12 protein-coding genes are annotated in these 11,995 nt (G+C 49.3%); 3 read left to right on the forward strand and 9 right to left on the reverse strand.

Translation table 11 applies throughout. The annotated features are described in order from the left end of the window. Positions 1-22: 22 nt before the first annotated feature. From lplT to B9Z35_RS12145, 6 genes are all read right to left on the reverse strand, one after another. Positions 23-1,258 carry a lysophospholipid transporter LplT gene (gene lplT / locus B9Z35_RS12120; protein ID WP_108283966.1) on the reverse strand — a complete coding sequence of 412 codons (1,236 nt, stop codon included), beginning with the start codon at positions 1,256-1,258 and terminating at the stop codon, positions 23-25. Beyond that, positions 1,251-2,672: a UDP-glucose/GDP-mannose dehydrogenase family protein gene (locus B9Z35_RS12125; RefSeq protein ID WP_108283967.1), complete on the reverse strand. Its 1,422-nt coding sequence runs from the start codon at positions 2,670-2,672 to the stop codon at positions 1,251-1,253. The genes lplT and B9Z35_RS12125 overlap by 8 nt, the downstream gene beginning before the upstream one ends. Positions 2,673-2,800: 128 nt before the next feature. Continuing rightward, on the reverse strand, positions 2,801-3,106 hold the full coding sequence (locus tag B9Z35_RS12130) for a hypothetical protein (protein WP_108283968.1): 306 nt from the start codon (positions 3,104-3,106) through the stop codon (positions 2,801-2,803). Between the two features lie 74 nt (positions 3,107-3,180). Beyond that, positions 3,181-4,248: a glycosyltransferase family 1 protein gene (locus B9Z35_RS12135; protein WP_108283969.1), complete on the reverse strand. Its 1,068-nt coding sequence runs from the start codon at positions 4,246-4,248 to the stop codon at positions 3,181-3,183. Then, entirely contained in the window at positions 4,245-5,015 is a 771-nt protein-coding gene (locus B9Z35_RS12140) for a UDP-2,3-diacylglucosamine diphosphatase (RefSeq protein ID WP_108283970.1), read from the reverse strand. The genes B9Z35_RS12135 and B9Z35_RS12140 overlap by 4 nt, the downstream gene beginning before the upstream one ends. Next, complete coding sequence (locus B9Z35_RS12145) at positions 5,015-5,863, reverse strand: GNAT family N-acetyltransferase (RefSeq protein ID WP_108283971.1); 849 nt, start codon at positions 5,861-5,863, stop codon at positions 5,015-5,017. Before B9Z35_RS12145 ends, B9Z35_RS12140 begins: the two co-directional genes overlap by 1 nt. A gap of 142 nt (positions 5,864-6,005) precedes the next feature. Here B9Z35_RS12145 and B9Z35_RS12150 point away from each other — a divergent pair, with 142 nt between their 5' ends. Continuing rightward, positions 6,006-6,749 (forward strand): 1-acyl-sn-glycerol-3-phosphate acyltransferase, encoded by a 744-nt coding sequence (locus tag B9Z35_RS12150; RefSeq protein ID WP_108283972.1) that lies wholly within the window; start codon positions 6,006-6,008, stop codon positions 6,747-6,749. Here the strand turns inward: B9Z35_RS12150 and B9Z35_RS12155 are convergent. From B9Z35_RS12155 to B9Z35_RS12165, 3 genes are read right to left on the reverse strand one after another with little or no spacing between them, the layout of a single operon-like run. Beyond that, complete coding sequence (locus tag B9Z35_RS12155; RefSeq protein WP_108283973.1) at positions 6,739-8,541, reverse strand: TRAP transporter large permease subunit; 1,803 nt, start codon at positions 8,539-8,541, stop codon at positions 6,739-6,741. The two genes, B9Z35_RS12150 and B9Z35_RS12155, sit on opposite strands and share 11 nt — an antisense overlap. Beyond that, positions 8,541-9,563 (reverse strand): TRAP transporter substrate-binding protein DctP, encoded by a 1,023-nt coding sequence (gene dctP / locus B9Z35_RS12160; protein WP_108283974.1) that lies wholly within the window; start codon positions 9,561-9,563, stop codon positions 8,541-8,543. Before dctP ends, B9Z35_RS12155 begins: the two co-directional genes overlap by 1 nt. 9 nt (positions 9,564-9,572) lie before the next feature. Beyond that, positions 9,573-10,340: a TRAP transporter TatT component family protein gene (locus tag B9Z35_RS12165; protein WP_108283975.1), complete on the reverse strand. Its 768-nt coding sequence runs from the start codon at positions 10,338-10,340 to the stop codon at positions 9,573-9,575. 237 nt (positions 10,341-10,577) lie between these two features. Between B9Z35_RS12165 and ppk2 the strand changes: the two genes are divergently transcribed. Further along, entirely contained in the window at positions 10,578-11,459 is an 882-nt protein-coding gene (ppk2, locus tag B9Z35_RS12170) for a polyphosphate kinase 2 (RefSeq protein WP_108284079.1), read from the forward strand. Between the two features lie 49 nt (positions 11,460-11,508). Continuing rightward, positions 11,509-11,904, forward strand: a complete 396-nt coding sequence (locus B9Z35_RS12175) for a diacylglycerol kinase (protein ID WP_108283976.1) — start codon at positions 11,509-11,511, stop codon at positions 11,902-11,904. Positions 11,905-11,995 lie beyond the last annotated feature (91 nt).

The following is an 11,995-nucleotide window of genomic DNA, read 5'->3' on the forward strand; positions in this document are numbered from 1 at the left end:
ATCAACGGATGCTGTGTTGAGATCATCGAAATTGTCGCCACAGTAACAGGCACAAGGGTGCAATGCCTGCCACCAGCAACGTCGCCACCAACAGCATGATGAAGCCCAAGGGCACCCCAAAAGCCAATAAGGTGGTGTAGGCGGTCAGCATCAACAACACGCACAAGTTTTCATTAAAACCTTGCACAGCAATGGATCGTCCTGCACTGAGCACTTGCATGCCACGGTGTTGAAGCAAGGCATTCATGGGCACAAGCAGCATGCCGCCCGACACGCCAATACACAGCAATAACAGCACTGCTACCCACAGGTCAGTGACCATCACGATCACTGGTAACAAAACCGCGAGTAGCAAACCCCAAGGTAACGCTTGACGGGCTGAATGCAGTTTGAAATTTCTGCCTGCGAAAAAAGCCCCTGCGATCACGCCTACTGCAACCAAAGCTTGAAGGTAAGCTCCAGTTTTCAATGTCATGCCAAGTGTTTGCTGGGCCCACACTAGAACAGCAAACTGCATCACTGCGCCTACCCCCCAATACAGAGTGGTGACATACAAAGACACACCACCCAGTGGGTCTCGCCATAGTTTACGGTTCGATTTCCAAAATGTTGTGAACTTCATGGCGTGCAATGACAGGGGTGATAGCCGCACGTTTTGACCCATGGGCTTTAACCCAAAGTTCAGCACTGCTGCCGTTACATAAACACCCACGATCGCAACCAATGCTGGGAGCGTCTCAGTCTGCACCCCAAAGGATGCAACCGATGACAAAACAAATGTCAGCTCTTTCAAAGTGCCAGCCTCGGTCAAGCCTGTCAAAGCACCGCCTAACGCAATGCCAAAAATTACCGAGAGCACTACCGAGACCTCAAGCCATGCATTTGCACGAACTAACAACCTCGGTGGCACTGACTCTGTGACCAACCCATATTTAGAAGGCGCATACACCGATGCACCCAGACCAATCAGTGCAAAAGCAAAAACAGGATGCAAGCCAGACAACAAGACGAACACGCCCAAAATCTTGAGCGCATTCATATAGGCCATCAAACGGTTTTTTTGAAATGCATCGGCCACAGGCCCCACCACAGATGCCAGAACAACATATGCCAAGGTCAAAGAGAACTTCAACAGTGGTGCCCACCAACCAGGGTATCCCTGCTCTTTTAAAAAAAAGATTCCTAAAATGAGCAGTGCATTGTCCGCAAGTGCCGAAGCAAACTGAGCACCAATGAGGAAATAAAAACCCTTAGGCATCCAGCGATAACACGTTTTCAGAAATCGGATCTACCGCGAGGTTGATCAGTTCGTTGCGACGGCCAATGCCTTGATAGGCGATGCCAAGGTCTGCCAAAGCATCTGGGTTATACAAGTTACGACCATCCAAGATGTACGGCGTACGCATGCTGAGCTTCATGGCTTGGAAATCTGGGTTATGGAAATTCTTCCACTCTGTCAGGATCAACAAAGCATCGACGCCCTTCAACGCATCCATGTCATGGGCAACAAGCGTGAAATTCTTCAACAGTGCTTCTTGGCCTTCGAAATCGATCTTGAGTGCAGCCATGGCCTCGTGGCCTGCAACAGGGTCATAAGCTGTGACTTTGGCACCATGCTGCAGCAAGCTTTTGATCACCGCGCGGCTAGGTGCTTCACGCATGTCATCGGTATTGGGTTTAAATGCCAAACCCCAAATCGCAATTTTTCGACCGGTGAGATCCTTACCTAAACGCGCGACCAAACGATCAACCAGCAACGTCTTTTGACGCTCATTGACTTGCTCAGTTGCTGCAACCACTTGCATTTCCTGGCCATGCGCCATGGCCGTACTGACCAAGGCTTGTGTGTCTTTTGGAAAGCAGCTACCACCGTACCCACAACCTGCATATAAAAAACTGTAACCAATGCGCTTGTCAGCACCTATGCCGCGACGAATTTGATCTACATCAGCACCTAAGGCATCCGCTAAGTTGGCAATTTCATTCATGAATGAAATACGTGTGGCCAACATAGCATTGGCTGCGTACTTGGTGAGTTCAGCACTGCGCACATCCATCCAAACTGTGCGCGAATGATGACGGTTAAAACTGGCATACAAGTCACCCATCATGCGCTGGCTTTTTTCATGATGAATACCAGCATCGACACCCACCACGATTCGATCAGGGCGCATGAAGTCGTCAATCGCAGCGCCTTCTTTCAAGAACTCTGGGTTAGACACCACATCAAACATTTCTGTTGCCATGCCTCGTTGCATTAACTCGTGCTTGACAGCATCACGGACCCGATCAGCCGTGCCCACGGGAACAGTTGATTTGTTCACAATGAGTTTGAAATCTTTGAGGTTACGCCCAATCATGGCAGCGACGGACAGAACATGACCCAAATCGGCCGAGCCATCTTCTTGTGCAGGAGTACCTACTGCGATGAACAAAATATCGCCGTGATCTATCGCATCTTGCGCATCGGAAGTGAAACGAATTCTGCCATCCAAGCGGTTGCGTGAGAGAAGTTCTTTCAAGCCCGGCTCATAGATAGGCACCTCACCCTCTTGCAACATCTTGACTTTGTTTTCGTCTTTGTCAAGACATACCACTTTGAAACCAAGATCAGACAAACAAGCGCCTGTGACCAAACCCACATAACCTGAACCGATGACTGTGACTCGCATAAATTTCCTCCTGAATGCGGTCATCGTTACAGAAGATGATGAAAGGAATAAGAAGAAAAAAAGTCAATTCAATGACGTTCAGGCAAAAAAAATGACTCTAAGAGTCATCAGTATTTATAAAAATAAATCTAAGTTGGTTGCCAATGTGCAAGACCCATGGTCAGTATCACGCGCAAATGCATGGCTAAATTTTCAAGCCCTTGAATTGTCGTTTCTTGTTCGGCAAACCTAACGATGAAAGACTCGTGACGGTGCGGAAATTCGATTGCAATGACATCAGGCACAAAACCGACTGGGCATTGAATACGAATGGCCGGGTATCTTCCCTCGAACCGATTGCTGCAGTTGAATCGTATGTGACGCAGGCTAGAGAACTCTTTGAATGATTCAATCAATTTCGGTAACAAATCATCCTTGACATCAAGGTAATCCATGAAGCGATGTGTATCTCGCATGTAGGCCTCAAAACTTGGATCACTGAGGCTATTGGATAAAAAATGCAGCGCACTCAAGGATGAACCTCTTCGCCTATTTGAATCGCACGCTCAATTGGCACCAAGTGTTGCTCGAACAATCGCGTTGATTCGTCCCAACTGAATGTCAACGCTTGTGCTCGTGCTTCTGAGCGAGAAATTTTCACTGCTTCCAGACTCGCATAAGCCAAGTCTTCATGGAGTACGCCCCCTTTGCGGTGATGCGGATACTCTGCATCTGGCCGCAAAACTTCAAGCGGACCATCTACTGGATAGGCAGCCACAGGTGTACCGCATGCCATCGCCTCGAGCATCACCAAGCCAAAGGTTTCATTGCGACTCGGGAAAGTGAACACATCGGCACTCGCATAAACACGGGCTAATTCATCACGAGGCAACACCCCCAACCAGCGAACATGGTGAAACTTGTCTCTTAGCTCATTTTCGAGTGGCCCAACACCACACACCACTTTGCTGCCGTGCCAGGGCATAGCTAAAAAGCTATCAATATTTTTTTCATAGGACACACGCCCAACATACAAAGCAATGGGGCGAGGCAAATCATCTAAATCCGGATGATTTGTGACAGTTTCAGCATAGCCAAACAAATGCATGTCGACACCATGCGTCCAACTGCGTAAATTTTTAAAGCCCCAACCATCGAGCAAGCGCATCACACCTTGCGTCGGCACCATCACGCCAGCCGAAGGTTTGTGAAAGTGACGAAATATCGCATAGCCAATCCACAGTGGAATGTGCAAGGCCGCTTTGAGTACTTCAGGAAATCGCGTATGAAATGCCGTTGTGAACGGCAATTCATATTTCAAACAATATTTGCGTGCAGCCCAGCCTAATGGCCCCTCGGTCGCCACATGAATCACATCAGGTTGAAACGCATCTAACTGTTTTGCCAACTGCGAATAAGGCTTCACGGCCAAATCAATGCCTGCATAACCAGGACAAGGACGTGTTTTAAACAGGTCTGGATGAATCACTTCCACCAGATGACCTTTGGCATTGAGCTGATCCACCAGCTCAACCAAAGTGGTCACAACACCATTGATTTGAGGACGCCACGCGTCTGTGATCAGTGCAATTTTCATGCTACTTTTGCCAGTTCTGGTTTTTCTACAACGATGGGGTCGGTTTGCCAGTACAGCAAAGACAACTCACCTTGTTCGTTTTCTACCAAGGCACTGCGACTCTCTACCCAATCACCATCGTTGCAATACAACACGCCATTCACATCGCGAATTTCTGCTCGATGAATGTGGCCACACACCACACCTTGATAACCATGCTTCGCAGCTTCGTGCGCCACGGCATTCTCAAAGTCAGTGACGTAGTTCAGCGCTTTCTTTACCTTGTGCTTGAGGTAAGCAGACAAAGACCAATAAGGCAAACCCAAACGACCACGCATGTTGTTTAGGTAGCGGTTGAGCTTGAGTGTGAACTCATACAAATAGTCACCCACATAGGCAAGCCATTTCGCTTGCTGCACTACGGCATCAAAATAGTCGCCATGAATCACCCACAACTGACGACCATCCGCAGTTTTGTGAACAGCTTGATCTACCACTTCAATCCCCCCAAAATGGTGGTCTAAGAAGTGACGCGCAAACTCATCGTGGTTGCCAGGCACATAAATCACACGTGTGCCTTTGCGTGCTTTACGCAACAATTTTTGAATCACATCGTTGTGCGCTTGCGGCCAATACCAACGACGACGTAATTGCCAACCATCGATGATGTCGCCTACAAGGTACAAGTAGTCGCTGGTGTGCTCTTTCAAAAAGTCCAACAAAGCGTCAGCTTGACAGCCGGGAGTACCCAAATGCAGGTCAGAAATGAAGATGGCTCTGTAATGCATCAAGCACCCAAGAAGTGTTTGCGGTAACGCGGTGGCATGTCATTGATCTTCATCAGCATGGGCAGGTCAGCCGTGTTGAAGTCGGGATCCCATGCAGGAGCACCCAGCACTTTTGCGCCTAAGCGCAAATAACCTTTGATCAATGCAGGCGGCTCAAACGCAGGGTTCACTTCCCACTGCTCCACGGGCAAAGCCAGACGCGGCGTGACTTGGTTTTCAATGCCAGCCAAATGTGTTTTCTTGAGTTGGTGCCAAATACTGGCCGCCACTTCACCACTGACAACACCTTGGTGCAGCATCGGGATACTGGCACAGCCGATCATCACATCCAGCTTGTTACGCACCATGAACTCAGCCAGTGCGCCCCACAAGGCCATGATGACGCCGCCGTGGCGGTGCTCAGGGTGCACGCAGCTGCGACCCAACTCAACCATACGTTCGCGATATTGGCGCAAACGGGTCAGATCAAATTCCAAGTCTGAATAGGTACTGCCAATGCGTTTGGCTTGAGCCGGTGTCAACACGCGATAGGTACCGATGACTTGCTCTGTCACATCGTCGCGAATGACCAAGTGCTCACAGAAGTCATCAAACAAATCGATGTCATGTCCTGGAATGCTGTCTTTCAAACGTGCCCCCATTTCAGTGGCAAACACGTCATAGCGTAGACGCTGTGCTTCCCGTACTTCGTCTTGGTGCTTGGCCCATTCAACGATCAGGGCTGGGCGACTTTCAGTTTTTTGCAAGGAGACAGAAACTTTTTGATTGTCAAGATCGTTTCGATGAAGCGACCCCCGAGGTACATCGATGAACGACAAAGGCATGGTTGGGTTTGGCAGTTCTTTCATGGTCGGTCCTTAGTGAATCAATGCCGAGAATTCTTATCAATGCATGTGAATTAACCGCGAAGATTGCATGAAATATTCGTGACAAATTACGCAAAACCTTCACCAATTTGTCACACACCACCTCTATCCTTCTTAGCCAATCATGCTGATCAAATACCTACGACTCGTACACGCCTTTGGCCGCGCCTTCTGGATTTTGTGGATCAAATTTCCTCGCTTGAGCCGCGAGCGAAAACTCGAAGAAATCAAAATGTGGTCTCGACACACATTAGAAATTCTTGGCATACGAGTGACTTACGAAACATCCCTCACCCAAATCGAAACATCGCCCTCGCCTCTCATGTTGGTGGCAAATCATGTGTCATGGGTTGATGCGTTGATCATTCAATCCATTCAGCCCAGCATCTTTGTCGCGAAGTCAGAGGTGCGAAGTTGGCCTATCGTTGGCAGCATTGCCACAGGGTGCGGCGTGGTGTTTGTTGATCGTGGCTCACCTAGCTCGGCACGACGCATGGTGGATGATTTATCGAGTGCGCTACACAACGGCTACTGCGTTGCAGGTTTTCCTGAAGGCACCAGCAGCGAAGGCAGCACCGTCAGCTTGTTTCATGCCAACTTATTTGAAGCGGCCATCAATCATCACATTCAGGTACAACCATTAGCGATTCGTTACACCAACCCTCAAACTGGTGATTTATGTTTGAAGGCTGCTTTCATTGGTGAAATTGGTTTCGTTCAATCATTGCACCAAGTGATGACATCAACGGGTATTCATGCCAAGGTGCACGCTGGTGAATTGCTATCGCCGCTCGGCCATTCACGCAGGACCTTGGCGCATTTGTCTCATCGCAGCGTCAGCAGCCAGCTTGAACTGCTCAACGCATAAAAGACGCTACCAAACTGGGCAAACCTGTGGCGAGTATTGGTAGCCACGAAATTAATAAGGTGCCCACAAAAATAGCGACCAAAGCTGGAGCAACCGAAGCTGCCACGGTGCGTATGGGTTGCTTGAACACGGCTGATGCAAAGTAAATGTTCATGCCTGCGGGAGGGCATAAAAATCCCATCTCCATATTCGCCAAAAAGATGATGCCAAAGTGCACAGGATCAATGCCATAGCTCGTGGCAAGTGGCAATAACAACGGCACCAACACAACAATGGCCGCATAGATTTCCATCAATGCACCAGCAGCAAATAAGAACACGTTCAAGGCCAGCAAGAACACCCATTTATTTTGCGTGACGCTTTGCACCCATTCGGTCGCCAAGTCTGGGATGCCCGCATCAACCAAGTAGTTGGTCAATCCCAAAGCCATCCCCAAGATCAACATCACACCACCAATGATTTGGGCGCACTGTGACAAACACTCACCCAATTTTTTGGCATCTAATTCTCGATGCGCAAAGGCTTGGGTCGCAACAGCGTAAATGGCGGTAAGTGCTGCGCTTTCCGTTGGCGTGGCAAACCCACTGCCGAGCGACCCAATGGCCACTACAGGTGCCAACAGCTCCCATTTGGCGTGCCACGCGGCATCACGCAGCGCCGTCTTGCTGAATGAGGGCTTTGCTTGCGGCACCTGCTCAGCTTTGTCATGGCGTAAATAGCCACCAAAGATCAATAAACACACCACCATGACCACAGCGGGGACCACCCCTGCCATGAACATGGTGTTGATGGGTACACGCGCAATGATGGCGTACATGATGAGTGGCACTGATGGGGCCAACAACACGCCCAAGGCACTGGCACTGGTCACCAAGCTGATGCCTTTACGGTCTGGATAGCCCACGCCTTGCAGCAAAGGCAATAGCAAACCGCCCAAGGCCAAAATCGTCACACCGCTGCCACCCGTGAATGCAGTAAAACAAGAGCACAGAACAGTTGCAGCGATCACAGTGCCAGTTTTGCCACCACCGAACAAGGCCACAAATACAGCACCCAAACGCTTCGCAGCGCCGGTGCCTGCAAAAATCAAACCAGCCAAGGTGAACAAGGGCAACGCAGGTAATGATGGGTTGACCGTGATTTGGTAATGCGACAAGGCAATCGAAGCCAGCGGCAAGCCTTCTTGCCAAAACAAGGCCAAAGCAAGACCACCTAACACGGCAAATATGGGGGCACCAAAAGACAACAGCAATGCCAAAACCAAGACCCAAGGCAACAGCGGCAAAGCTTCACCATCAAATCTAAAGGCCAACCACATACCCAACATAGGAGCGGTCACAGCACACGCTAACTTGACGCCTATATGTTGTGCGCATCGCGCACCTAGCTTCATCGCTAAGCATGCAAAGCCAATCGGCATGGCAGCTTCAAACCACCACACAGGCATGCCGTAAGCCAGCATTTGTTCAGCAGACATTTCGCTGAGCACCAGTTGTCCACTCGCCCAGGTCAACACACCACACACTACTGCAGCGCCATACTGCCCCACAGCATAAAAGCGAGGCACCAAAACACCCAAGCTGGTGAGATGACCAAAACGCTCCGCTGCTATGGCACCTGCCATAGCCATGAGCAAACCCAAATGCTGGACCACCACTGGGGCGTTTTCAATGCCTTTACCCATCATGGGACGTGACAAAATTTCGACCAACGGAATCAAGGCCATGAAGACCAGTGCGAGCGAGGCCAACGATGTATCGGCCTGCATCAAGCCTTTGAGAAAACGCCCCATCACTTACCCTTACCTGTGCGATAAGCCTTGAGGTGACGGAACACCTCATCAAAGGTATCAGCGGGCACCAATGTGCCGCGAATACGTGGGTAGAGTTTGTCAGCCAAGTCGTTCCATGCGCGCATTTGTTCTGCGTTAGGCTTATTCACCACCAAACCGCGTTTTTTCATGGCCTCTACAGCCTCTTCAACTTCTTGGCGGGCTTTGATACGAATTTGTACGCCTGCTTTGTCGCTGGCTGCACGTACGGCAACTTGCGTTTCAGGTGTCATTTCGTCCCAAGACTTTTTGGTCACTACCAAAGCGCCAACAATGGGCGCCCAGTTGATTTCCAACATATTTGGCGACATGGTGTAAATCTGACTGGCCAAGGCAAAGTAAGGCGTAGATGGCACCACATTGATCATGCCGGTTTGCACGGATGGCAGGATATCGCTGGTTTCTAGTGGCACAGGTGTATAGCCCATGCTCTTCATGATCTCTTGCTGGTCGGCTTCGCCTCCCCATGCAAAAAACTTCATCTTTTGATAGTCATCTGGTTTGAAGGCAGGCTCTTTGGAAAAGAAGCGCACCCAACCTGCATCGCCCCATGCCAAAACCACAAAACCTTTATCTAGGAATTTTTTCTCCATCGCAGGACGCATTTTTTCGCGAACGTAGTCCACCTCCTCCCACGACTTAAACAACAAGGGCATAGATTGCAATGCAGCAATAGAGGGCTCAATTTCACGCAAACCCACCACTGAAAGTAAAGCACCTTGCAATTGACCAATGCGCATCCGACGTGCCATCTCGGTCTCACCGCCTTGGCTGCCATCTGGATACACCACAAACTTCGATGCGCCTCCTTGTGCGGTGCGCCAAGCCTCACCAATCTCCATGAGTTGACGGTGATAAAGCGAGTTCTTTGGAGCCAAAGTGCCAAAGCGTAATTGTTTGTCCGCAGACCAAGACGCTGTCTGAGCACACAACAAACCCAGTCCCACGCACACTTGCAAACATGATTTCAAAAATTTAGACATTCAATGCTTTCAAAAAAGTTCATCTACGGATGAGAGCAACCACTGCGCACGCTCGCGCATCACTTCGTTTTGCAAACTGCGATGCTTTTGACTGATGTCAATAGCTTGCTTGAGCAACAACTCAAACTGCTTTCGATCCTCTGCTGGCAAGGCCACACCTTCTGCCTTGGCCACAAATGGCCCTGCTTCGCGGCCATCTCCAAGCGCAATCGCTTGATCGAAGTAGGCTTGCGCTTTTTGACGAGAACCACCCACTTTTGCACCCTCTAAGGTGCCCATCAGACTAGCCAAAGCACCTTGACCGTAATCGGGTTGAACTTGCCATGCAAGTTCGGCCAAGCGCATAGACAACGGCAAGTCAGCGACTAAATCTGGGTCATCCTTGGACATGGATATCCAACCGCCCAAGGATGCTGCCGCCCAATAAGCCAGTGGTACTTGATTAGCTTGAAGTTTGGGATGCTTCTTGCTATCGGCCTGCTTCAAAGCCTCGCTAAATCCGGGTGCGCTTTTTTCGAGAGACGTCATGGCGTGACGATGCGCGCGCGCATACAAGCGAGCAGCGCGTTCACGCATTTCAGCTGCAGCCTTTGGATTTTTGCCATCTATCTTTTCTGCATCAAACGCCACGAAGGCATAGGCATATTGCACAAAACCTGCTGATACCGATTCAGCCAACTTCAGATGACCTGGCGTTTCTTTGAGTACCGACTCTGAAAATTTCAAATAAAAAGCACTGGCCTCACGTGCAAGTTGCAAATCATCTTCACTTGACATCCCCTGCCCTGACAAAGCCTGAGCCGTTTGATCGATCACAAATGGACGAACGGCGCAACCAGACAAGACAACCAGAAGTGCCAAACAGGAAACAAAACGATAAGTAATAAGAACACCTCTTGAGAGTATCTAGTCCAAGGAATTCAAAAAATATAAGTGGGTAATGTGAATATTCAGTGACATCCGTCATCAAGTTGAAACAGTCCAACACGATGATTCATGCCAAAGGGAATGACCATGACAGATCAACACAAACTCAACGAAGAGCAAATTCAACGCCTACGCGATGACATCCTAGATACGCTGGATGAAGAGTTAGAAATGTCGATTGACGAAGATGGTGACAACACCGATCGCGTCAAATACTTTCGTGAACTGCTGCGCTTGCAAGGCGAGTTGGTTAAGTTGCAAGACTGGGTGGTCGCTACCAAACAAAAAGTAGTGATCTTGTTTGAAGGTCGTGATGCGGCAGGCAAAGGTGGCGTGATCAAGCGCATCACACAACGCCTCAATCCACGCGTGTGCCGCGTTGCAGCCTTACCAGCACCGAATGACCGTGAACGCACACAATGGTATTTCCAGCGCTACGTAGCGCATTTGCCTGCAGCGGGTGAAATTGTGTTGTTTGACCGCAGTTGGTACAACCGCGCAGGTGTGGAACGCGTCATGGGGTTTTGTAATGACGACGAATACGAAGAATTTTTCCGCACCGTGCCCGAGTTTGAAAAAATGTTGGCGCGTAGCGGCATCACTCTGATCAAGTATTGGTTCTCGATCACAGATGATGAGCAACACGCCCGCTTCTTGGGTCGCATTCACGATCCGCTCAAGCAATGGAAACTCAGCCCAATGGACTTAGAAAGCCGTCGTCGCTGGGAAGACTACACCGTGGCTAAAGAAACCATGATTGAGCGCACACACATTCCAGAAGCGCCTTGGTGGGTGGTGCAAGCAGTCGATAAAAAAAGTGCGCGCCTCAACTGTATTCATCACTTGCTGAACCATTTCGAATACCACGAGATTGAACACCCAGAAGTTCAACTACCCAAGCGGGTTCGCAATCCTGATTACATTCGCCACCCAGTGCCAGATGACATGATCGTGCCAGAACACTATTGAGATGGCTATTTCATAACAACGTCATAAACCATACTTATAGTTGTATGCGATGAATGAAATTCATGAAAACCTACAAAAGCAAAGAACTGGACTCAACCGAGTTATTCATGCTTTTGGATACTCATTGCAGGGCTTGCAAGCAGCCATGCATGAAACTGCCTTCAAACAAGAGGCATACCTAGCGTTCGCTTTGATTCCGTTGTCGTTTTGTTTAGGCAACAACTGGATTGAGATTTCACTTCTTTCTGGATCGGTCATTTTTGTGTTGATTGTTGAACTCTTAAACACGGGCCTCGAGTCCGCCATCGATCGTGTTGGCCCACAGTGGCACGATCTTTCTAAACGTTGCAAAGATTTAGGCAGCGCAGCAGTCTTGCTGAGCATTTTGTTATGCATGGGAATTTGGCTATCCGCGCTGATCATTAAGTTCTCACAACATATCTAACCCTGATATCTCGTGTGAAATATGTGTGTGCCGTCACACGCCAGTCATAAAAATTTAATAAATTACAAAAAGGTAGTGCATCATTAATTTT

The organism is Limnohabitans sp. Jir61, assembly GCF_003063545.1.
Taxonomy (GTDB): Bacteria; Pseudomonadota; Gammaproteobacteria; order Burkholderiales; family Burkholderiaceae_C; genus Limnohabitans.